The sequence below is a fragment of the Kosakonia sp. WA-90 genome, assembly GCF_039871955.1.
GTDB classification, from domain to species: domain Bacteria; phylum Pseudomonadota; class Gammaproteobacteria; order Enterobacterales; family Enterobacteriaceae; genus Kosakonia; species Kosakonia oryzendophytica.
Genome location: NZ_JBDPLJ010000011.1, coordinates 1 through 23,312 on the forward strand (window position 1 = coordinate 1; position 23,312 = coordinate 23,312).

The window sequence follows — 23,312 nt, forward strand, 5'->3', positions numbered from 1 at the left end:
TGATAAATTGTTAAAGAGCAGTTGTGACGCGCTCTGGAGCGCTGTCACGAGGTGGCGTATATTACGCTTTCCTCTTTCAGAGTCAACCCTGAATTTCAGGATTTTTCTCTTCAACCGAACCGGCTGTTTGTGTGAAGTGATTCACATCCGCCGTGTCGATGGAGGCGCATTATAGGGAGTTCTCAGTCCCCCGCAATAGAAAAATGACATAAAAATGACTGACTGCTGCATTCCACAGCAAAACCCGCCTTTATACCCATTTACACACAGAGTTATCCACAATCCGGTAAAAGGACAAAAATTCGCGAGCGTTGCGCAAACGTTTTCGTTACAATGCCCGCGCAAAAATAACGCACCCCTTCTGGGGTGTTAGCTGAGTTTTTGGATCAATAAGGATCCTAAAATTCACCTAACACTCTCTGTTAAAGTCAAATCCAGGGGATTTACCATGCAACAACGTCGTCCAGTCCGCCGCGCTTTGCTCAGTGTTTCTGACAAGGCCGGTATTGTCGAATTCGCACAGGCGCTCTCTCAGCGTGGCGTAGAACTGCTCTCTACGGGCGGCACCGCTCGTCTGCTGGCAGATAACGGTCTGCCAGTGACCGAAGTCTCCGACTACACCGGTTTTCCGGAAATGATGGATGGACGTGTAAAAACCCTGCACCCGAAAGTGCACGGCGGCATCCTTGGCCGTCGAGGCCAGGATGATGCCATCATGGCGCAACATGCGATCGCGCCGATCGATATGGTCGTTGTTAACCTTTATCCGTTCGCCCAGACCGTAGCCCGTGAAGGTTGCTCGCTGGAAGACGCGGTAGAGAATATCGATATCGGAGGCCCGACCATGGTGCGCTCCGCAGCGAAGAACCACAAAGATGTCGCCATTGTTGTCAAGAGCAGCGATTACAACGCCATCATTAATGAGATGGATGCCAATGAAGGATCGCTGACGCTGGACACCCGTTTTGATCTGGCGATCAAAGCCTTTGAACATACTGCCGCTTACGACAGCATGATCGCTAACTACTTCGGTAGTCTGGTACCCGCCTATCACGGTGAGAGCAAAGAGCCTGCTGGTCGCTTCCCGCGCACGTTGAACCTGAACTTCATTAAAAAGCAGGATATGCGTTATGGCGAGAACAGCCACCAGCAAGCCGCCTTCTATATAGAAGAAGAGGTGAAGGAAGCCTCCGTCGCCACCGCGCAACAACTGCAAGGCAAGGCGCTCTCCTATAACAACATTGCCGATACCGACGCCGCGCTGGAGTGTGTAAAAGAGTTCAACGAAGCTGCCTGTGTGATTGTGAAACATGCCAACCCATGTGGTGTCGCCGTTGGCAGTTCGATTCTGGATGCCTACGAGCGCGCATATAAAACCGACCCGACTTCTGCGTTCGGCGGCATTATCGCTTTTAACCGCGAGCTGGATGCTCAAACTGCACAGGCGATTATCTCCCGCCAGTTTGTCGAAGTGATCATTGCTCCCTCTGCCACCGAAGAAGCGTTGAACGTCACCGCAGCCAAACAGAACGTGCGTGTTCTGGTGTGCGGCCAATGGGCGCAGCGTGTCGCTGGTCTGGATTTCAAACGCGTCAACGGTGGTCTGCTGGTTCAGGATCGCGATCTGGGTATGGTGACCGAAAATGAGCTGCGCGTGGTCAGCAAACGTCAACCAACCGAACAAGAATTGCGTGATGCATTGTTCTGCTGGAAAGTGGCGAAGTTCGTCAAATCCAACGCCATTGTTTACGCAAAAGAGAACATGACTATCGGTATTGGCGCAGGCCAGATGAGCCGTGTCTACTCTGCGAAGATCGCCGGGATCAAAGCCGGTGACGAAGGGCTGGAAGTGAAAGGCTCCGCCATGGCTTCTGATGCCTTCTTCCCGTTCCGTGATGGTATTGATGCCGCCGCGGCAGTCGGTGTGACCTGTGTTATCCAGCCGGGTGGTTCCATTCGTGATGACGAAGTAATTGCCGCCGCTGATGAACATGGCATTGCAATGATCTTTACCGACATGCGCCACTTCCGCCATTAATCTACGGAGCAAACAATGAAAGTATTAGTGATTGGTAACGGCGGGCGCGAGCACGCTCTAGCCTGGAAAGCAGCACAGTCACCGCTGGTTGAAACCGTGTATGTTGCTCCGGGCAATGCCGGTACCGCGCTTGAACCTGCGCTGCAAAACGTCGCTATCAGCGCCACCGATATCTCCGCGTTGTTAAATTTCGCGCAGAACGAAAAAATTGATTTGACCATCGTTGGCCCGGAAGCCCCGCTGGTGATTGGCGTGGTGGATGCATTCCGCGCTGCAGGCCTGAAGATTTTTGGCCCTACGCAGGGCGCGGCGCAACTGGAAGGCTCCAAGGCGTTCACCAAAGATTTCCTGGCCCGCCACAACATTCCAACAGCGGAGTACCAGAATTTCACCGAAGTTGAACCCGCGCTGGCTTACCTGCGTGAAAAAGGCGCGCCCATCGTGATCAAAGCCGACGGTCTGGCCGCAGGCAAAGGCGTGATCGTTGCCATGACGCTTGAAGAAGCTGAAGCTGCCGTTAACGACATGCTGGCGGGCAATGCTTTTGGCGATGCAGGTCACCGTATCGTTATTGAAGAGTTTCTCGATGGCGAAGAAGCCAGCTTTATCGTCATGGTTGACGGTGAGCATGTCCTGCCGATGGCCACCAGCCAGGATCACAAACGCGTGGGCGATGGCGACACAGGCCCGAACACCGGCGGTATGGGCGCTTACTCGCCTGCCCCGGTAGTTACCGATGAAGTGCATCAGCGCACCATGGAACGCGTCATCTGGCCAACCGTGCGCGGGATGGCGGCGGAAGGCAATACCTACACCGGTTTCCTGTATGCCGGTCTGATGATCGACAAGCTCGGCAATCCCAAAGTGATCGAGTTCAACTGCCGCTTTGGCGACCCGGAAACGCAACCGATCATGCTGCGTATGCAATCCGACCTGGTGGAGCTTTGCCTGGCAGCCTGCGAAGGTAAGCTGGATGAGAAAACGTCTGAATGGGATCCACGGGCCTCACTGGGCGTGGTCATCGCTGCCGGCGGGTATCCGGGCAATTATCGCAATGGGGATGTGATCCACGGTCTGCCGCTGGAAGAAGCTGCGGACGGTAAAGTGTTCCACGCGGGTACCAAACTCGACGCTGATGACCGGGTGCTGACCAATGGCGGGCGCGTATTGTGCGTGACGGCATTGGGTCATACCGTTGCGGAAGCACAGCAGCGCGCTTACGCATTGATGAACGATATTCACTGGGATGGCAGCTTCAGCCGCCGGGATATTGGTTACCGTGCGATAGCACGCGAGCAGGGCAAATAATGATTTCCTCTCTCTCACGGAGAGAGGAAACCGTCCAGTAGGCTTGTAAGGAGCGTAGCCGCCATCCAGCAGTTCAGCGGCTGGCGCTGCGCTTACCCTGACGATGCATCAGAAATGTTTCTCTGTCGGTTGCCAGCGGCAGAAGTCCTCATTCGCCACCAGCAACAGCTGTGCGCCTTCCGGCGCTTCCAACCACGCCACGCTGACCGCTGCTGAGGAGTGGTTCTGACGGCGTTCTATGCGCTCTAACGCATACACATCCAGATCTGGCTTCACCGTCTCACCTTCACAGGTCTGCACCGTGCGATTCGCCTGCCAGCGTCCCTGACGCAGCACCACACGCCCCTGACGCAACGCATCGCTGGTCTGGCGGATTTGCTCTGCTCGATAGCGGTAGAGTGCAATCTGGTCACTGGAGAGTTGCTGCTTCTGACCATCAACTTCCCGCTGCATAAAGCTCAACTCACCACGATCGTCAAACCGGGCGCGAATATGTTCAGGGGGAGTGCCGTAGATATTGAGTTCGACGAGGGTCAACGCGTCGCCTTGCCAGCGATACTCAGCCAACGTTGTGTTCCCGTGATGCCACGGGCTAAAAGCGGAAAGCAGGTGTGTCTCTCCACCGGAATCTTTGCGCCAGATACGCACTGCGCCCTGATCACCGGCAAAACCGCTGGCGGTGAATGGCGGCAGGGAGGAATCATGGCTGCAGGCAGCCAGCAACAGCGCGCCAGCCAGCATCAACGGGCGACGCCAGAATGACAAAAGGGGCGAGACCGCCCCTTCGACAAAACTGTTCACTGCCACGCTGTCTTACTTAACAGAGTCTTTCAGTGCTTTACCAGAAACAAATGCCGGCACGTTAGCTGCGGCGATTTTGATTTCTTTACCGGTCTGCGGGTTGCGGCCAGTACGCTCAGCGCGGTGGTTCACTTTGAAGGTACCGAAACCAACCAGTTGTACAGCATCACCTTCTTTCAGAGACTCAGTAATAGCAGCCAGGGTGGATTCCAGTGCAGCTTTCGCTTGCGCTTTAGACAGATCAGCCTTGTCTGCAATTACATCAATCAGTTGAGTCTTGTTCATAAGTTATCCTTTCAATGTGTTTATCGCTTGCTAAGCATCGAGTGCGACGGAAATGCCTCAAAAGCACTCTCCTGCATACACGCACCGATAGCCACTTATTTTCGCCCCCCAAATGTAGACCAGACGGGGGTGCGAAGGGAAGCCTTATGGCACGACAAAACAGGCGTTAAATCACGTTTTATTGTCTCATTGCTGCAAATTTATACCGATATTGCTGTCACCGGCCTCACGCAAGTCTGCGCGTAGCCCTTTGATCAACTCAATGTCGCGTTCTTCGCAGTCAGCCAGAAGGCGGAAAATCTCCCACTGAATGTCCCATTCCTGCTCTACAGCGGGGTTCAGTCGTAGTTCTTCATCGGTCATTTCACGACCCGCCTGGGTCATTTCCAGCATCGCGACGGTGGTGATAGAGGTCTTGCTGACCTCGATGGCATGTTCGAGCGTTTCGCCGCTCAGGCGTGAGTGAATCAACTCGCTTAACGCCACGCAGGCATCGATCGCCGGGTAGACGCCATAGAGATCGTAATCATCAGCCGCAGGGATCGCCTCTTCCAGCTTCTCAAGCTGGCTGTCGAAATTCACCTTGGCGTCTTTTACCACCTGCGTTTCCCACACGAGGTCAAGAATACGGCGGTAGAGCTGCGCATCGCCAAACTCCGTTTGCTGACAAAACATGGCGTAATTGGGGTACATGCGTTCGCACAGACAGGCCATAAAGACAACGTGCTGCCAGCTTTCCAGCTTTTCCAGACGCAGGTGAATCGGGTTTTGTAACATGATCGCTTCTCAAAGTCGGTATTAGGCGCAGTTTACCTGATATCACGCTGAATTGCCTGCCAACGCGTAAACGCCGGACGACCGGATGCCACTGCATCTGCCCAACGCGTCGGCTCAGGCAGGCGGTAGCCTTTCATACAGCGCTGCACCCACGCCAGAGCACTATCCTGGCTCACCCGGTGCCCGGTCGTGATAAACAACGGATTACAGCGCGCTTTACTGCGCCACACCCATGCCAGCTTCTCACCTTTATCCATCAGCGGCGAGAGCGCACCAGGTTCGTCGGCAAGCGGCTCAAACTTGCCGCACAACCGTTTCTTCGCCACACCAATAGTCGGAACATCGACCAGCAGACCAAAATGGCTGGCAACGCCAAGGCGGCGCGGGTGAGAGATGCCGTGACCATCAACAAAAAGCAGATCCGGCTTTTGCGAAAGCTGTTCCCACGCCGCCAGCAACGCCGGATATTCGCGAAACGAAAGGAAACCTGGAATGTAAGGCATTGTGGTGGGAATACGCGCCACCTGGTACTCGATAAGCGCCAACGACGGGTACGAAAGCAGCACCATGGCCGCTCGCGTCACTTCACCACCCTGCTCGAAACCTACATCCGCACCGCCGATCACCGTCGGCGGATCGTTCACAAGGCGATCCTCATGAATCACCGATGAAGCCAGTTCACGTTGTTGTTCGCGTAGTGACGCGAGATCCATATTCTCTCCTTACTGATGCCAGGAGGCCGACAGACGGTGCACCGCCTCCACAAATGCGCCGGCATGTTCCGGTGGAACATCCTGATGAATGCCGTGCCCAAGGTTAAACACATGACCCTCGCCTTTGCCGAAACCCGCCAGAATGGAAGCCACTTCTTCTTCAATACGCGCAGGCGGTGCATAGAGCATGGACGGATCCATATTCCCTTGCAGGGCGACTTTATGTCCTACACGACGTCGCGCATCGGCGATATCCGTTGTCCAGTCCAGCCCCAACGCATCACAACCGGTCTCGGCCATCGCTTCCAGCCACTGTCCCCCCCCTTTGGTAAACAGCGTGACCGGCACGCGGCGACCTGCATTTTCACGCAACAGGCCATCAACGATTTTATGCATGTAATAAAGCGAGAACTGTTGGTAATCGCGCCCCGTGAGAACACCGCCCCAGGTGTCAAAAATCATCACCGACTGCGCCCCGGCGCGGATCTGCGCATTAAGGTACAGCGTGACGCTTTGCGCCAGCTTATCCAACAGCAGATGCAGCGTCTTCGGTTCGGCGTACATCATTTTTTTGATCACGGTAAAGGCTTTGCTGCTGCCACCTTCCACCATGTAGGTCGCCAGCGTCCAGGGGCTACCCGAGAAGCCAATCAGCGGCACCTCGCCTTTCAGTTCGCGACGGATGGTGCGCACCGCGTTCATCACATAACCCAGTTCGCTTTCCGGGTCCGGCACCGGGAGTTTCTCAACATCCGCTTTTGAGGTGATGGGGGAAGTAAACCGCGGCCCTTCACCCGCTTCGAAATAGAGCCCAAGGCCCATCGCGTCCGGTACGGTGAGAATGTCCGAGAAGAGGATCGCCGCATCAAGCGGATAGCGACGCAGCGGTTGTAGCGTCACTTCGCAAGCAAGATCCGCATTTTTACACAGCGACATAAAGTCGCCAGCTTGCGCGCGCGTCGCTTTATATTCCGGTAAATAGCGGCCCGCCTGGCGCATCATCCATACCGGCGTCATGTCTACTGGCTGGCGCTGAAGCGCGCGCAGGTAACGATCGTTTTTCAGTTCGGTCATTGTCAGTTCCTTAAGCGTCAGGTCGCCAGTATATACGCCTTACTCATACTCTGCGCGGCACATCGCCACCGTATCTTCGATCAGACGGCGCGCAACGGTACCCGGTGGCGGCAACAGGGGTAAATGGTCATAACGATACCAGCCCGCATCCAACAACTCTTTCGGGTCGATATGAATATCACCGCTGTCATATTCCGCCATAAACGCGGTCATCAGTGATTGAGGAAAAGGCCATGGTTGTGAAGTGACATAACGCAAATTTTTAACTTTAATGCCGCTCTCTTCCATCACTTCGCGGGCCACTGCCTGCTCCAGGGTTTCGCCCACTTCAACAAACCCGGCCAGCACAGTGTAAATCCCGTTACGATGACGCGTATGCTGCGCCAGAAGAATAGCGTCATCACGGCGGATGGCGACGATAATGCAGGGGGCAATTTGCGGATAGTAGCGCTCGCGGCAGTGATCACACAGCATTGCCCACTCGGTTTTGCTCGGATGCATGGTGTGCCCACAGTAACCGCAGAACTGATGTGAGCGGTAAAACTCCGCCAGTTGCACACCGCGCCCGGCCAGTTGGAACAGCCCGACGTCCTGATCAATTACCTGCCGTACGGATCCCATTTCCTGGCGGCGATTCTGGCGGATCATCCATACCGGTTCGCCCTGCCATTCGCCGATGTGAAGCGCGCTCTGCCCCACAAGATCGAAATTTCCTGCCTGCCCATGTGGTAATTCTCCACCGGGCAACCATAATTTTTGTTCATGGCTTACGATCCACCAGCCATGATCCCGTGCGTCAATAATACGTACCATTTGGTGCACTACCTTAGCTTCACTGGCATTTTGTTAACATTATTATTACATTTGGGTGAGCATTTTTTCACTTACATATTGCGGAGCCAATTATGCTAAACCAGTTAGAAAGCCTGACAGAGCGCGTTGGAGGAAGTAACACACTTGTCGACCATTGGCTGCTAGTACGTAAGCAACTTCTCGTTTCTTACTACAATCTGGTTGGCATTAAGCCTGGCAAAGGATCGTTCATGCAGCTTAATGAAAAAGCGCTGGACGATTTCTGTCACAACCTGGTGGAGTACCTCTCCGCAGGTCACTTCAGTATTTATGAACGCGTCATTCGCGAAATGGAAGGGAGCAGTCCACTTTTAATCGCTAACCAGCTCTATCCACTGCTGGAAGCCAACACCATCGAAATCATGAATTATTACGATACCAGCCTGGAAAACGCCATTGACGATGATAACTGTCTGGAATTCCAACAGGCGCTTTCCGACATCGGCGAAGCGCTGGAGGCCCGCTTCAGACTGGAAGACAAACTGATTGTGCTGGCCTTTGATAACAATCTCAAAGAGAGCGCCAATGACGAAACCGGCATGGCGCGCCCTGCTTGAATTCTTAAAAAGTAACGCGTAGTTTAAAAAGCAGTTCCCCGTCTGAGGGCGGGGGTTTTTCTTGTCGGAGTGCCTATCTCTCCACTACAGAATTCGCAATGCCGCGAAGCGGCGCGAAAGATGAAGTGGAAAAGGCTGAGACCGTTAATTCGGGATCCGCGGAACCTGATCGGGTTAAGACCTGCGAAGGGAACAAGAGTAATCCATTCACATCAACCACCCTTACGGGCGGTTTGTTGCCATTACTCCATCCGTCGTCTGACAAGCCATCTCCTTTTAATTCTGGAATGAGCTATGTCTGCAAAACTTACACGCCGTGAACAACGCGCCCAGGCGCAACACTTTATCGACACGCTGGAAGGCACCGCTTTCCCCAATTCACACCGTATTTACGTCACCGGTTCACGACCTGATATCCGTATCCCAATGCGGGAAATCCAGCTCAGCCCAACGCTGACTGGCGGTACAAAAGAGCACCCTCAGTTTGAAGAGAACGAAGCAGTACCGGTTTACGACACCTCCGGCCCGTATGGCGATCCGGCAATCGCCATCGATGTGCAGCAAGGTCTCGCGAAGTTACGCGCCCCCTGGATCGCCGCGCGTGATGACAGTGAAACGCTTGATGAACGCAGTTCAGCTTATACCAATGCACGTCTGGCGGACGAAGGCCTTGATGAGCTGCGCTTCAACGGGCTATTGACCCCGCGCCGCGCCAAAGCTGGTCAACGTGTTACCCAGCTACACTACGCCCGCAAAGGGATCATCACGCCGGAGATGGAGTTTATCGCCATTCGCGAAAATATGGGCCGCGAACGTATTCGTAGCGAAGTGCTGCGCAGACAGCATCCGGGTGAAGCTTTTGGCGCCCGCCTGCCGAAAAATATCACGCCAGAGTTTGTGCGCGATGAAGTCGCCGCTGGCCGCGCGATCATTCCGGCCAACATCAACCACCCGGAGTCGGAACCGATGATCATCGGGCGTAACTTTCTGGTAAAAGTGAACGCCAACATCGGTAACTCAGCCGTGACCTCGTCCATCGAAGAGGAAGTAGAAAAACTGGTGTGGTCAACCCGCTGGGGCGCAGACACGGTGATGGATCTCTCTACCGGGCGCTATATTCACGAAACCCGCGAATGGATCCTGCGTAACAGCCCGGTGCCAATCGGTACGGTACCGATCTACCAGGCGCTGGAGAAGGTGAACGGGATCGCCGAAGATCTAAACTGGCAGGCATTCCGCGATACGCTGCTCGAACAGGCGGAACAAGGGGTGGATTATTTCACTATCCACGCAGGCGTATTGCTGCGTTACGTCCCGATGACCGCGCAGCGCCTGACCGGCATTGTTTCGCGTGGCGGGTCGATTATGGCGAAGTGGTGCCTCTCCCATCATCAAGAAAACTTCCTTTACACTCACTTCCGGGAAATTTGTGAAATCTGCGCCGCATACGATGTTTCGCTGTCTCTCGGCGATGGCCTGCGTCCGGGTTCGATCCAGGATGCCAACGACGAAGCGCAGTTTGCCGAACTGCATACGCTGGGTGAACTGACCAAAATCGCCTGGGAGTATGATGTGCAGGTCATGATTGAAGGTCCGGGGCATGTGCCGATGCAGATGATCCGCCGCAATATGACCGAAGAACTGGAGCATTGTCACGAAGCGCCATTCTACACGCTCGGACCACTGACCACCGATATCGCGCCAGGTTATGACCACTTCACCTCCGGTATTGGCGCGGCAATGATTGGCTGGTTTGGCTGTGCCATGCTCTGTTATGTCACACCCAAAGAACACCTGGGCCTGCCAAACAAAGAGGATGTTAAACAGGGGTTGATCACCTACAAGATCGCCGCCCATGCTGCTGACCTGGCAAAAGGCCACCCTGGCGCGCAGATCCGCGATAACGCCATGTCGAAAGCCCGTTTTGAGTTCCGCTGGGAAGATCAGTTTAATCTTGCGCTGGATCCTTTTACCGCCCGTGCTTACCACGATGAAACCCTACCGCAGGAGTCCGGCAAAATCGCTCACTTCTGCTCAATGTGCGGGCCGAAATTCTGCTCGATGAGAATCTCGCAGGAAGTGCGCGATTACGCGGCGGCGCAGGTCATCGAAGTCGGGATGCATGATAAGTCGAACGACTTCCGCGCCCGCGGCGGGGAAATCTACCTGAAAAAGGAGGAAGCCTGATGTACCAACCCGACTTTCCTCCGGTACCGTTTCGTCTCGGGCTCTACCCGGTTGTCGACAGCGTTGAGTGGATCGCCCGCTTGCTGGAAGCGGGCGTGCGCACCCTGCAACTGCGTATCAAAGACAAACGCGACCCTGAGGTCGAAGACGATGTCGCTGCCGCCATCGCACTGGGACGCCGATACAACGCGCGGTTATTTATCAATGACTACTGGCGGCTGGCCATAAAACACCAGGCGTACGGCGTACATCTTGGCCAGGAAGATCTGGAAACCGCCGACCTAAGCGCCATTCGCGCGGCGGGTCTGCGCCTGGGCGTCTCCACGCATGACGATATGGAGATGGATATCGCGCTGGCGGCACGCCCTTCGTATATCGCACTCGGCCATGTTTTCCCGACACAAACCAAACAGATGCCCTCCGCGCCACAGGGGCTGGAACAACTGGCGCGCCATATTGCGCGACTGGGAGATTACCCTACGGTCGCCATTGGCGGGATCAGCCTTTCGCGCGCAGCAGATGTGCTGGCGACAGGCGTCGGCAGCATAGCGGTGGTCAGCGCCATCACCCAGGCCGCAGACTGGCGGCAGGCCACGGAACAGTTGCTGACACTTGCGGGGGTGGGCGATGAATGATCGCGATTTTATGCGCTACAGCCGCCAGATCCTGCTGGAAGATATTGCCATTGTCGGCCAGCAAAAGCTGCTTGCCAGCCGGGTGCTGGTTGTCGGCCTTGGCGGCCTCGGCGCCCCTGCAGCGGTGTACCTTGCCGGTGCAGGTATCGGCACGCTGGTGCTGGCGGATGACGATGCCGTGCATCTGAGCAACCTTCAGCGGCAGATCCTCTTTACCACCGACGATATCAATCAGCCAAAAACCCTGGTTACCGCACAGCGGTTGCAGCAACTCAACCCCGATATTGCACTGATTCCCCTGCAACAACGCTTACACGGCGAGGCGCTGCACCAGCAAGTTGCTCAGGCAGATGTAGTGCTGGATTGCAGTGACAATATGATCACACGACAGGCCGTTAACGCAGCTTGCGTCGCGCTGGAAACCCCGCTGGTTACTGCCAGCGCTGTCGGTTTTGGCGGCCAGCTCATGGTACTGACACCGCCCTGGCAGCATGGTTGCTATCGCTGCCTGTGGCCGGACGAAAGCGAACCGGAACGCAACTGCCGCACGGCAGGGATTGTGGGTCCGGTTGTGGGGATCATGGGTGCAATGCAGGCACTGGAAACCGTCAAATTGTTGAGCGGCATGCACACCACCAGCGGCGAACTGCGCCTGTTTGATGCCCGAACCAATCTCTGGCGAACCCTGGCACTACATCGCGCCAGCAATTGTCCGGTTTGCGGAGGGCAAGATGCAAATACGCTTCAATGACGAACCGATGCGCTGCACTTCCGGGCTTTCCATTGCCACGCTGCTTAACCAGCTCAACCAGTTAAAACCGGGCGTCGCACTGGCGTTAAACGAACAGATCCTGCCGCGCGAGCAGTGGGAAGACCATCTTGTGCAGGACGGCGATCGGATCCTGCTATTTCAGGTTATTGCAGGGGGCTGAGATGTTACGTATTGCAGATAAAACGTTTTCTTCACGACTGTTTACCGGTACGGGTAAATTCGCCGCGCCACAACTTATGATCGAGGCGATTCGCGCATCCGGCAGCGAACTGGTGACGCTGGCGATGAAACGGGTCGATCTGCGCCAGCACAGCGACGGTATTTTGCAGCCGCTGCGTGAAGCGGGCGTGACGCTATTGCCCAACACCTCGGGGGCAAAAAATGCGGAAGAGGCTATCTTTGCCGCACAACTGGCGCGGGAAGCACTCGGCACCCACTGGTTAAAACTGGAGATTCACCCGGATGCACGCTGGCTGCTGCCCGATCCGATAGAAACCCTGCGCGCCGCAGAGAAACTGGTGCAAATGGGTTTTGTCGTGCTGCCCTATTGCGGTGCCGATCCGGTCCTGTGTAAGCGGCTGGAAGAGGTGGGCTGCGCAGCGGTTATGCCGCTTGGCGCACCGATAGGATCAAACCAGGGGCTGGAAACGCGCGCAATGCTGGAGATTATCATCGAACAGGCCAGCGTACCGGTGGTGGTCGATGCGGGCATCGGCGCGCCCAGCCATGCCGCCCTGGCATTGGAAATGGGGGCCGATGCGGTGCTGGTGAATACCGCCATCGCCGTGGCCGACGACCCGGTCGCCATGGCACGCGCTTTCCGCCTGGCGGTAGAAGCCGGTTCGTTAGCGCGCGATGCCGTACCCGGCGCGCGGCAGCGTTACGCGACCGCCACCAGCCCGCTCACCGGTTTCCTGGAGAGTGCCTTATGACCACCTTTACCGAACGTTGGCGACAACTGAATTGGGACGATATTCGTCTGCGGATCCACAGCAAAACCACGGCGGATGTTGAGCGGGCGCTCCACGCACCACATATCACGCGAGAAGATTTGATGGCGCTGCTCTCCCCCGCCGCCAGCGACTTTCTTGAACCGATGGCGCAGCAGGCGCAAAAACTTACCCGCCAGCGTTTTGGCAACACGGTAAGCTTCTATGTGCCGTTATATCTTTCCAATCTCTGCGCAAATGATTGCACTTATTGTGGTTTCTCAATGAGCAATCACCTGAAACGCAAGACGCTGGATGAGAACGAGATTGCCCGCGAGTGCGCCGCGCTACGTGAGCTGGGGTTTGAGCATCTGTTATTGGTCACCGGTGAACATCAGGGAAAAGTAGGGATGGATTATTTTCGCCGCCATTTCCCTTCCATTCGCCGCCAGTTCGCTTCATTACAGATGGAAGTTCAGCCTCTCGCTCAGGAAGAGTATGCCGAGCTGAAAACCCTCGGTCTGGATGGCGTCATGGTCTATCAGGAAACCTATCACCAGAGCATGTACGCAAAACATCATCTGCGGGGTAAAAAGCAGGATTTTATCTGGCGACTGGAAACACCGGATCGACTGGGGCGTGCGGGGATCGATAAAATCGGCCTGGGGGCATTAATTGGTCTGAGCGACAGCTGGCGTGTGGACTGTTATATGGTGGCGGAACACCTGCTGTGGTTACAGCAACACTACTGGCAGAGTCGCTATTCCATTTCATTTCCCCGTTTACGGCCCTGCACTGGCGGTATTGAGCCGGCATCGATCATGGATGAACGCCAACTGGTACAAACCATCTGCGCCTTCCGCCTGCTGGCACCGGATGTCGAACTGTCACTCTCGACCCGCGAATCCCCCCATTTTCGCGATCACGTTATCCCGCTGGCTATCAATAACGTCAGCGCGTTTTCTAAAACTCAACCCGGAGGCTATGCGGATAATCACCCGGAGCTGGAACAATTCTCCCCGCACGATGGCCGGCGACCGCAAGACGTCGCCAGCGCGTTGATGGCGCGCGGGTTGCAACCGGTATGGAAAGATTGGGATAGCTGGTTGGGACGCGCGCCGCAAAAAAACAGCAACACGCTGATAACGGGGTAAAATTTTACGGTACATCGCGTAAAACCCGGATCGGGCAGTCGCGCCAGCGCTCCCGCTCCGGCATTATTCTTGCGTCAGGTTATCAGACTGACCGGAGCGGCTAAATCCCCTCATGGCCGCTCCGCTTTTCATTATTCCTTTTCATCACCGGTAAAATCGGTACGTCGCGAAAGAGCACAATATTTCGTCATGACCGATTTAGCAGGCGTTATAATCACCGCATAATAAATGCCGGTACGGCATGCATGTTCGATGTTGATGTAACCCTCATCTTTCCTCTAACCCCTTATACTTTACCTGCCACCTCAATGATGAATGATCAAGGATATGAAAATTCACAGTCGACAACTCTCGTTCACAACCCCGATTCTGTTGAGCTTCGCCGGGATTTTTGTGAGTTTTATCGTCATCGCTTTTTTGGTGACCTTCAGTCAGCAAAAGGAAATGCTGGAGAGATACCACGATATAAATCGTAACTTTACCCATAACCTGGCATTAAATTACACACAGTCGATCCTTCGCGAGAATGACTACATCCTGAACCGCGCCGCCACCTTCTTCGCCCAGGACGATCAATTGGACACCACGGTAACGGGCGATCGGGAACACGGGCTCAAATTACTGATGCAATTGCTGGCGCTGATGCCATCAGTCTCTTCGATTTCACTGGCTGATTCGCGTGGCGATCACCTCCGTGCTCCGCAGGTGATCGCCAATGCCGAGAGCGACCAGTTTGATGCCAGAACACGTCCGTGGTTTATGCATCAGGCGGAAGCCAGCATGTTTAACCACTACACCAGCGCCTATGAGGATTACTTTACCCACAATCCGACAGTCAGCATTTATAAGCCGGTGATCACGCCGGATGGCAAGCTTAAAGGTACGCTGGCTTTTCACCTCGACGTCGCCTCAATGAGCTTTACGCTGCGTACCACCCAATCGCCGATGCCCGGCGAATTTTTTATTGTTGACCGTGAAGGCAAAGCGATGCTGCATCCGGACAGTGGCGCGCTGTTCAAAACCTTCGTCAGACCGGAATTACTGTCAGCGATGACCAGTGGTGAAGGGATGGTCTACGACGAAAAAACGGCGACATGGTATTACTACTATTCCTTTACCAACCCGGACTGGTTCGCCATTTATAAGGTTTCCACCGCCACGCTTGATAGCCTGACCCGGCACTCCACGCTGATTGTTAGCTGGGGATTTGGTACTGCCGCCGTCCTGATCATCCTGTTTGGTCTGTATTTGCGCCACGCCTCACGTACGGTACTGATGAATATCATTAATTCGATAAACACCGGTGATGTAAAACGGGCACCAAAGCTTGAGGCCATGCTCAGTAAAGCCATCCTCAGCAATAAAGAGCGCGAGCAGTCCTGGGTGCGACAGGCAACCATAGATGCGCTAACTAACTGTAAAAACCGCCGTGCGTTCGATGGTGATATTGCTGCGCTGATGAATGATCACCAGCCATTTTCCCTGGCACTCGTGGATATTGATAATTTCAAATCCATTAACGATATCTGGGGCCATCTAAACGGCGATATCGTGCTGCGTAACGTCGCGCGGGAAGGGATTCAGGTGATGCAACCACACACCCTTTCGGTTTATCGCTACGGCGGTGAGGAGTTCGCGGTTCTTTTCCCACACACATCACTCACGGATGCGACTGCTTTGCTGGAGCAATGGCGCAAAAATGTAGAAGGCCGGAGCTGGCGTGAAGAAGGATTGACCGTCACTTTCAGCGCCGGGATTGGTGAGTGGCATATGGAGCCACTAGAGCAACTTATCGTCAGCGTCGACGAGGCGCTTTATAAAGCGAAACAGCAAGGTAAAAATCGGATCCTGCAAGTAAATAGCGGTTAATGCCACGAATGTCGCCGCACCTGTAACCGGTTTCACGAAAATCAGGGATTCTTTGTGATGCCATACACACAATCATGGTAAAGCGGTTGTTGAACCCGGCGATGCAGGATCATTATCACTTATCCCATCAACACCGAGGCTGACTATGAAAAACATCGTTTTATGTTGTGCTGCGGGTATGTCCACCAGCATGTTGGTGCAACGCATGAAAGACGCAGCGCAGAAAAAAGGCGTCGACGTTTCTATTAAGGCGGTTCCTGTCGCAGAATTTAAGGACGAGATTGCAACGGCAGATATCGTGTTGCTGGGGCCGCAAGTGAAATACGAGCAGGCAAAGCTGCAGGCGCAGGCGGAACCGCTGGGTAAAAAAGTTGCGGTTATCGATATGATGGATTACGGCATGATGAAGGGTGATGTCGTACTGGAAAAAGCCCTTAAATTACTGGAGTAAACGCATGGAAGAGTTAGAAACCATCATTATGGAGTTGCTGGTTAATGCCGGAGCCGCGCGCAGCCAGGCGCTGACGGCTCTGCAACTGGCGCGTAAAGGTGATTTTGACGGCGCGGAACAAGCGATGGAAGAGTCGCGAGAGTATGTGAAGGCTGCGCATAAAATACAAACGCAACTGATCGGATTGGATGAGGGCAGCGGCAAACTACCGGTCAACCTGATCACCGTCCATTCGCAGGATCACCTGATGAACGCGATGGTGATTCAGGATCTGGCTGGCGATATGATCGAATTGTTCCGCCGGTTGCCACTGCGCGACTGATCCTCTCTCTTTATGAAAATGCCTGCGCCGCGGGCATTTTTGTTGCTGCCAAAAGTGGTGACGTGTTTTACGTGTGAATTTATGGCACAACATAGCATTACGTTTTTACGCCATCCCGTACAGGTCTTCTATGCCCGCCGTACCGTTTCCTTTTTACACCTTCTCTATTCTGATAATTTTGCTGCTGAAGGTCTGCCTGCAACGCACATCGGGATACCGCAGCGCGGCAATATTTATTAGCGGCTGTGCGCTGTTGGTGTTCATGTCTGCGCTACGCTGGCAGTTCGATGCCGCTATTCTGCGTCAGATCCAGTCGATTGTTGCCATTGCGCTGCCGCCGTTGGCGTGGCGCTGCTTTGCACGTCTGACCACGCAAAACAGGCTGCAAAAATGCCCTCGCTACCTGATTGCTCCCCTGATCGCGTTGCTGCTCAACCTTGTCGCCCCAATGATGACGGATGCCATACTGATGCTGCTGTTCATTGGCTACGGCGGCGCATTGATTAGAACCGCGCGACAAGGGGCCGATGCCTTTATCTTCACCCGTTTACAGGATGCCGGTCCCGCCTCATTAATGACGTTTATTGCTGGCTGTTTTCTCTGTTTTTCCGGTCTGACTGATTTAGTTATCGCCGTAGATTATGGCGTTTATCAAGGGCAACAAGCACCGCAGTTGGTGGCACTTTCCCAGGCGATTTTGCTGCCCTTTATCTGTCTGGCCATCGTCTACAGTTGGAAAAAAGTACCCCCTGTTCCCCCCCACATCGCAGAACCTGTCGAGGAAGATCGCCCTTGTGATGAGGAGGCCGAACATCTCTGCCAGCGTATCGAAGCACGCATTAATGAAGAAAAGTGGTTTCTGCAAACCGATCTCACGCTCAATGCACTGGCGCGAAAACTGGGCATCCCTGCGCGGCAAATCTCACAAGCCGTCAACCAGGTGCGCGGCTGCAACGTATCACAATGGATCAACCGCTTTCGCATCCATTATGCTCAGCGCTTACTGCGGGAGAGCCCGGCCCCGGTCACGGATATCATGCTGGACGCCGGGTTTGCGACGAAATCCAATTTCAACCGTGAGTTCACCCGTATTAGTGGGATGACGCCAACGGATTACCGGCGCGCGGCGGTTGGTAATCCAGGGCCTGATTCAGAAAGGAGCTGATCTCTTTGAGCAGGTGGAGGTGAATCGCGTTACGGCTGAGCGTACCGCCATCTTCGCAGACAATCCCCTCACCAGGTGCTTCTTGCTCAATCAGCGCTGCCGCCCCTGGTTTACACATCTGCATAAAACTAAAGTGCGTCGCGCCTTCAACGCGGCGATAGCGCTGGCGGTCAGCAGGAATATACGTAGCCAGATACCCCGATTCCAGGCTGGCGGGCAGGGCGTCGCTATCTGCCTGCGCAGCCATAATCAATACGGGAACCGTTATCTGCCGGAGGCTATCCGGACGGAAACCCCGCGCCAGCCCAAGATCCAGCGAAACCACTGCTTTAATGCGGGATTCACGTGCATCCGCCACCAGCTTGCTGGCAGCCAGAGGCTGGTCGATCCCCAGTTTTGCTGTCAATTTACACCCCGACAGGATCGGATGTTGCTGACAATCCGTGATAAAGCGCTGCGCATCAAAACGGGCTCCCGCCAGTTCCAGCACCGTCCAGCCCCCGAGCGAATGCCCTATCGCCGCAATACGTCGGCTATCCACCCGCCCGGCAAGAGCGGAAGTGGCGATCACCTTATTCATTACGTGCAGAAGATCCTGCGGGCGTAGCCACAGTTGCTGAGCATCCTGCGGATGCTGGTTACGTGTAGTCGTGCCGGGATGATCAACTGCGGCCACAATGTACCCTTGCAAGGCCATCCGTTGCGCCAGCCAGTTAAGGTTACGCCAGTTGCCACCATAGCCATGAGAGATCAGCAAAAGAGGATGCTCGCCCGATGTGGGTTCGGCATCGCGCAGTGCTCGTGTGCCGCTGAACGCGATATTGTCCCCTATCGTTTGTAATGCGTCATGTTGCAGAGTGGGATACCAGAGCGCAACCTCAAGGGGACGGGAACTCTCCTCATCCATACGCAACTGGCGAAAAGCAGTTTCGCTCCAGGCAGCACTGCTGAACATAACCGTAAGAAACAGAACAAAAAGGCGTGACATATTGAGTACCAGGTTAATTAACACAGGCCTATTCTGGTCACACATGCCTGCGGTATGCGTCCTGGAACGCGATCGAGAACTCTTTTAACGGCGTTTTCATGAAATGCAGACATAAAAAAACCCGCCGAAGCGGGTTTTTTATTACAGGAACGATTACTCGTTGTCTGAGCCACCCAGACCTGCGTTCAGCAGTTCTGCCAGGCTCGCGCTTGCATCTTCCGCAGTTACCTGCGGTGCTGCCGGCAGTTCGCCAGCGGCGCGACGGCGCATACGATCCTGGTGGTACGCATAACCAGTACCGGCCGGGATCAGACGACCCACGATCACGTTCTCTTTCAGACCGCGCAGTTCGTCGCGTTTGCCCGCAACAGCTGCTTCGGTAAGCACACGCGTGGTCTCCTGGAACGATGCCGCGGAGATGAAGGACTCGGTAGCCAGAGACGCTTTGGTGATACCCAGCAGATCGCGTGCATACGTTGCACCGATTTTGCCGTTCGCTTCCAGTTCGCGGTTAGCGATCTTAACGCGAGAGTATTCAACCTGCTCACCTTCGAGGAACTCGGAGCTGCCCGCGTTCACGATGGTGGCTTTACGCAGCATCTGACGAACGATAACTTCGATATGCTTATCGTTGATCTTAACGCCTTGCAGACGGTAAACGTCCTGTACTTCGTTGGTGATATAACGCGTTACCGCGTGTACACCACGAAGACGCAGAATGTCGTGCGGCGCTTCCGGACCGTCGGAAACCACGTCACCACGTTCTACACGTTCACCTTCAAACACGTTGAGCTGACGCCATTTCGGAATCATCTCTTCGTACGGCTCGCTACCGTCAACCGGCGTGATCACCAGACGGCGTTTACCTTTGGTCTCTTTACCGAAGGAAATAATACCGCTGATTTCAGCCAGAATTGCCGGCTCTTTCGGACGACGTGCTTCGAACAGGTCCGCAACGCGCGGCAGACCACCGGTAATATCCTTGGTACCGCCGGATTCCTGCGGAATACGCGCCAGGGTGTCACCAGAGCTGATCTGAACGCCATCTTCCAACTGAACGATCGCTTTACCTGGCAGGAAGTACTGCGCCGGCATGTCGGTGCCCGGAATCAGAACATCATTGCCGTTAGCGTCAACGATTTTCAGCGCCGGACGCAGGTCTTTACCACCAGAGGTACGCTCTGCGGAGTCCAGAACCACCAGTGAAGACAGACCGGTCAGTTCGTCGGTCTGACGTGTAATGGTCTGGCCGTCGATCATGTCAGTGAAGCGGATGAAACCAGCCACTTCAGTGATAACCGGCATGGTATGCGGATCCCAGTTTGCAACGGTTTCACCGCCGGCAACCTGCTCACCATCACCTTTCGCCATCACGGAGCCGTAAGGCACTTTGTAGCTTTCTTTGGTACGACCAAATTCGTCGATCAATTTCAGCTCAGTGTTACGGGAGGTGATAACCAGTTTACCGCTGGAGTTAACAACCGTCTTCGCGTTGCTCAGGCGGATGCTACCTTTGTTTTTCACCTGGATGCTGGATTCAGCAGCCGCACGAGATGCCGCACCACCGATGTGGAACGTACGCATCGTCAGCTGTGTACCCGGCTCACCGATGGACTGCGCCGCGATAACGCCGATTGCTTCACCTTTGTTGATGATGTGGCCACGCGCCAGGTCACGACCGTAGCAGTGTGCACATACACCAAAGTCGGTGTCACAAGATACAACGGAACGCACTTTAACGGAGTCGACGGAGTTCGCTTCCAGCAGGTCACACCACTGCTCGTGCAGCAGCGTGTTGCGCGGAACCAGAATGTCTGCCGTACCCGGTTTCAGAATGTCTTCAGCTGTCACACGACCCAGAACGCGATCGCGCAGCGGCTCTTTAACGTCGCCACCTTCGATAACCGGCGTCATGGTGATACCTTCGAGGGTGCCACAATCGTCTTCGGTTACAACCAGGTCCTGCGCAACGTCTACCAGACGACGAGTCAGGTAACCGGAGTTCGCGGTTTTCAGTGCGGTATCCGCCAGACCTTTACGCGCACCGTGTGTGGAGATGAAGTACTGGAGTACGTTCAGACCTTCACGGAAGTTCGCGGTGATCGGCGTTTCGATGATGGAGCCATCCGGCTTCGCCATCAGACCACGCATACCAGCAAGCTGACGAATCTGGGCTGCAGAACCACGCGCACCGGAGTCGGCCATCATGTAGATGCTGTTAAAGGAAACCTGCTGCTCTTCAACACCGTCACGGTTAATCACGGTTTCAGTCTGCAGGTTGTCCATCATCGCTTTGGATACGCGATCGTTCGCCGCAGCCCAAATATCGATGACTTTGTTATAGCGTTCGCCAGCAGTTACCAGACCAGACTGGAACTGCTCCTGGATCTCAGCAACTTCAGCTTCCGCTTCGCTGATGATCTCGTGTTTTTTCGCCGGGATGACCATGTCATCGATACCAACGGATGCACCTGAACGCGCTGCATAAGCAAAGCCGGTGTACATCGTCTGGTCAGCAAAAATAACGGTCGGTTTCAGGCCCAGAATGCGGTAACAGGTGTTCAGCATTTTGGAGATGGCTTTCTTGCCCAGCGCCTGGTTGACGATGGAGAAAGGCAGACCTTTCGGCACGATCATCCACAGAATCGCACGACCAACGGTCGTGTCTTTCAGGCTGGTTTTCGCAACGAATTCGCCGTTAGCATCTTTTTCGTATTCAGTGATACGCACTTTAACGCGCGCATGCAGAGAGGCCAGGCCAGCGCGATAGATACGCTCAGCTTCTTTCGGGCCAGTCAGCACCATGCCTTCGCCTTTGGCGTTAACACAGTCACGGGTCATGTAGTACAGACCCAGTACAACGTCCTGAGACGGAACGATGATAGGTTCGCCGTTCGCCGGAGACAGAATGTTGTTGGTGGACATCATCAGCGCACGCGCTTCCAGCTGGGCTTCCAGCGTCAGCGGTACGTGAACAGCCATCTGGTCACCATCGAAGTCGGCGTTATATGCCGCACAAACCAGCGGGTGCAGCTGAATAGCTTTACCTTCGATCAGAACCGGTTCAAACGCCTGAATACCCAAACGGTGCAGGGTTGGTGCACGGTTCAGCAGTACCGGGTGTTCGCGGATAACTTCATCCAGGATATCCCAAACGACAGCTTCTTCACGCTCAACCATTTTCTTCGCGGCTTTGATGGTGGTGGCGAGGCCACGCAGTTCCAGCTTGCCGTAAATGAACGGTTTGAACAGCTCCAGCGCCATTTTCTTCGGCAGACCGCACTGATGCAGACGCAGGTACGGACCTACGGTGATAACAGAACGACCGGAGTAGTCAACACGCTTACCGAGCAGGTTCTGACGGAAACGACCCTGTTTACCTTTGATCATATCGGCCAAAGATTTCAGAGGACGTTTGTTGGAACCGGTGATCGCACGACCGCGGCGGCCGTTATCCAGCAGGGCGTCAACCGCTTCCTGCAGCATACGTTTTTCGTTGCGTACGATGATGTCCGGCGCCGCCAGATCCAACAGGCGTTTCAGACGGTTGTTACGGTTGATCACGCGACGGTACAGATCGTTCAGATCCGACGTTGCGAAACGACCACCGTCCAGCGGAACCAGCGGACGCAGGTCCGGCGGCAGCACTGGCAGAACAGTCAGGATCATCCACTCCGGTTTGTTACCAGACTGTACGAACGCTTCCAGCAGTTTGATACGCTTGGTCAGCTTCTTACGTTTGGTTTCGGAGTTAGTTTCGTTCAGCTCTTCGCGCAGTTGTTCGCATTCCTGCTCCAGATCCATGCTTTTCAGCAGGGCCTGAATAGCTTCGGCGCCCATTTTCGCGTCGAATTCGTCACCGAACTCTTCCAGCGCGTCCAGGTACTGTTCTTCGGTCAGGATCTGGTTACGTTCCAGATTGGTCATACCGCCTTCGATAACCACATAGGATTCGAAGTACAGAACGCGCTCGATATCACGCAGCGGCATATCCAGCAGCAAACCGATACGGGACGGCAGAGATTTCAGGAACCAAATGTGGGCGGTCGGAGACGCCAGCTCGATGTGGCCCATGCGCTCACGGCGCACTTTAGTCTGGGTCACTTCAACGCCGCACTTCTCACAGATCACACCACGGTGTTTCAAGCGCTTGTACTTACCGCACAGGCACTCGTAGTCTTTTACTGGCCCGAAAATACGCGCACAGAAAAGGCCGTCACGCTCAGGCTTGAACGTACGGTAGTTGATGGTTTCCGGCTTCTTAACTTCACCAAAAGACCATGAACGGATCATGTCTGGCGAGGCCAGAGCAATTTTGATCGCATCAAACTCTTCGGTTTTAGTTTGCGCTTTCAGAAACTTTAATAAGTCTTTCACGGATTTGCTCCCGTCGGAGTTAGCACATTCCGCTGCCGGGTTTTACCCCGGCAGCAGT

The 23,312-nt window shown here is 54.8% G+C and carries 21 protein-coding genes and 1 riboswitch; of the genes, 13 read left to right on the forward strand and 8 right to left on the reverse strand.

Annotated features, from left to right (window positions below):
* Positions 1 to 448 precede the first annotated feature (448 nt).
* Together purH and purD are read left to right on the forward strand one after the other, a co-directional pair.
* Positions 449 to 2,038 (forward strand): bifunctional phosphoribosylaminoimidazolecarboxamide formyltransferase/IMP cyclohydrolase, encoded by a 1,590-nt coding sequence (gene purH, locus ABGA49_RS15615; RefSeq protein WP_061498959.1) that lies wholly within the window; start codon positions 449 to 451, stop codon positions 2,036 to 2,038.
* Between the two features lie 15 nt (positions 2,039 to 2,053).
* Complete coding sequence (purD, locus tag ABGA49_RS15620; protein ID WP_061498962.1) at positions 2,054 to 3,346, forward strand: phosphoribosylamine--glycine ligase; 1,293 nt, start codon at positions 2,054 to 2,056, stop codon at positions 3,344 to 3,346.
* 108 nt (positions 3,347 to 3,454) lie between these two features.
* Here the strand turns inward: purD and ABGA49_RS15625 are convergent, their stop codons facing one another.
* The 6 genes from ABGA49_RS15625 to nudC form a co-directional block, all read right to left on the reverse strand.
* Positions 3,455 to 4,147, reverse strand: a complete 693-nt coding sequence (locus ABGA49_RS15625; protein ID WP_061500248.1) for a DUF1481 domain-containing protein — start codon at positions 4,145 to 4,147, stop codon at positions 3,455 to 3,457.
* 12 nt (positions 4,148 to 4,159) lie between these two features.
* On the reverse strand, positions 4,160 to 4,432 hold the full coding sequence (hupA, locus tag ABGA49_RS15630; RefSeq protein ID WP_035890328.1) for a nucleoid-associated protein HU-alpha: 273 nt from the start codon (positions 4,430 to 4,432) through the stop codon (positions 4,160 to 4,162).
* Between the two features lie 186 nt (positions 4,433 to 4,618).
* The gene (locus ABGA49_RS15635) at positions 4,619 to 5,209 is read right to left on the reverse strand and encodes a YjaG family protein (protein ID WP_061498966.1); all 591 of its coding nucleotides are present in this window, start codon (positions 5,207 to 5,209) and stop codon (positions 4,619 to 4,621) included.
* Between the two features lie 32 nt (positions 5,210 to 5,241).
* Positions 5,242 to 5,922, reverse strand: a complete 681-nt coding sequence (gene nfi / locus ABGA49_RS15640; protein WP_061498971.1) for a deoxyribonuclease V — start codon at positions 5,920 to 5,922, stop codon at positions 5,242 to 5,244.
* 9 nt (positions 5,923 to 5,931) lie between these two features.
* Positions 5,932 to 6,996, reverse strand: coding sequence for a uroporphyrinogen decarboxylase (gene hemE / locus ABGA49_RS15645; RefSeq protein WP_061498974.1), 1,065 nt, complete (start codon positions 6,994 to 6,996; stop codon positions 5,932 to 5,934).
* Between the two features lie 39 nt (positions 6,997 to 7,035).
* On the reverse strand, positions 7,036 to 7,809 hold the full coding sequence (gene nudC / locus ABGA49_RS15650) for an NAD(+) diphosphatase (RefSeq protein WP_347665788.1): 774 nt from the start codon (positions 7,807 to 7,809) through the stop codon (positions 7,036 to 7,038).
* 92 nt (positions 7,810 to 7,901) lie between these two features.
* On the opposite strand from nudC, the gene ABGA49_RS15655 reads away from it, so the two are divergent.
* The 11 genes from ABGA49_RS15655 to ABGA49_RS15705 all read left to right on the forward strand — a co-directional run bounded on the left by ABGA49_RS15655 (position 7,902) and on the right by ABGA49_RS15705 (position 17,889).
* On the forward strand, positions 7,902 to 8,405 hold the full coding sequence (locus ABGA49_RS15655) for an Rsd/AlgQ family anti-sigma factor (RefSeq protein WP_061498978.1): 504 nt from the start codon (positions 7,902 to 7,904) through the stop codon (positions 8,403 to 8,405).
* 55 nt (positions 8,406 to 8,460) lie between these two features.
* A riboswitch (TPP riboswitch) is annotated at positions 8,461 to 8,614 on the forward strand.
* An 85-nt stretch (positions 8,615 to 8,699) separates the two neighbouring features.
* Complete coding sequence (gene thiC, locus ABGA49_RS15660) at positions 8,700 to 10,592, forward strand: phosphomethylpyrimidine synthase ThiC (RefSeq protein ID WP_347665789.1); 1,893 nt, start codon at positions 8,700 to 8,702, stop codon at positions 10,590 to 10,592.
* Positions 10,592 to 11,227, forward strand: a complete 636-nt coding sequence (gene thiE, locus ABGA49_RS15665) for a thiamine phosphate synthase (protein ID WP_347665790.1) — start codon at positions 10,592 to 10,594, stop codon at positions 11,225 to 11,227. The genes thiC and thiE overlap by 1 nt, the downstream gene beginning before the upstream one ends.
* Positions 11,220 to 11,978: a HesA/MoeB/ThiF family protein gene (locus ABGA49_RS15670; RefSeq protein ID WP_061498989.1), complete on the forward strand. Its 759-nt coding sequence runs from the start codon at positions 11,220 to 11,222 to the stop codon at positions 11,976 to 11,978. The genes thiE and ABGA49_RS15670 overlap by 8 nt, the downstream gene beginning before the upstream one ends.
* Positions 11,959 to 12,159 carry a sulfur carrier protein ThiS gene (gene thiS / locus ABGA49_RS15675; protein WP_061498992.1) on the forward strand — a complete coding sequence of 67 codons (201 nt, stop codon included), beginning with the start codon at positions 11,959 to 11,961 and terminating at the stop codon, positions 12,157 to 12,159. Before ABGA49_RS15670 ends, thiS begins: the two co-directional genes overlap by 20 nt.
* Position 12,160: 1 nt before the next feature.
* On the forward strand, positions 12,161 to 12,931 hold the full coding sequence (thiG, locus tag ABGA49_RS15680; RefSeq protein ID WP_061498994.1) for a thiazole synthase: 771 nt from the start codon (positions 12,161 to 12,163) through the stop codon (positions 12,929 to 12,931).
* A complete protein-coding gene (gene thiH / locus ABGA49_RS15685; protein ID WP_088237702.1) occupies positions 12,928 to 14,082 on the forward strand; it encodes a 2-iminoacetate synthase ThiH in 1,155 nt (384 codons plus the stop codon). The genes thiG and thiH overlap by 4 nt, the downstream gene beginning before the upstream one ends.
* Positions 14,083 to 14,409: 327 nt before the next feature.
* Positions 14,410 to 15,951, forward strand: a complete 1,542-nt coding sequence (locus tag ABGA49_RS15690) for a sensor domain-containing diguanylate cyclase (protein WP_061499000.1) — start codon at positions 14,410 to 14,412, stop codon at positions 15,949 to 15,951.
* A 145-nt stretch (positions 15,952 to 16,096) separates the two neighbouring features.
* Positions 16,097 to 16,402, forward strand: a complete 306-nt coding sequence (locus tag ABGA49_RS15695) for a PTS sugar transporter subunit IIB (protein ID WP_061499003.1) — start codon at positions 16,097 to 16,099, stop codon at positions 16,400 to 16,402.
* 4 nt (positions 16,403 to 16,406) lie between these two features.
* Entirely contained in the window at positions 16,407 to 16,724 is a 318-nt protein-coding gene (locus ABGA49_RS15700) for a PTS lactose/cellobiose transporter subunit IIA (protein WP_088237704.1), read from the forward strand.
* Positions 16,725 to 16,854: 130 nt separating this feature from the next.
* A complete protein-coding gene (locus ABGA49_RS15705) occupies positions 16,855 to 17,889 on the forward strand; it encodes an AraC family transcriptional regulator (protein ID WP_347665791.1) in 1,035 nt (344 codons plus the stop codon).
* On the opposite strand, the gene ABGA49_RS15710 is transcribed toward ABGA49_RS15705, so the two are convergent.
* Positions 17,816 to 18,877, reverse strand: coding sequence for an alpha/beta fold hydrolase (locus ABGA49_RS15710; protein ID WP_347665792.1), 1,062 nt, complete (start codon positions 18,875 to 18,877; stop codon positions 17,816 to 17,818). The two genes, ABGA49_RS15705 and ABGA49_RS15710, sit on opposite strands and share 74 nt — an antisense overlap.
* A gap of 153 nt (positions 18,878 to 19,030) precedes the next feature.
* The gene (gene rpoC, locus ABGA49_RS15715; protein ID WP_061499014.1) at positions 19,031 to 23,254 is read right to left on the reverse strand and encodes a DNA-directed RNA polymerase subunit beta'; all 4,224 of its coding nucleotides are present in this window, start codon (positions 23,252 to 23,254) and stop codon (positions 19,031 to 19,033) included.
* Positions 23,255 to 23,312 lie beyond the last annotated feature (58 nt).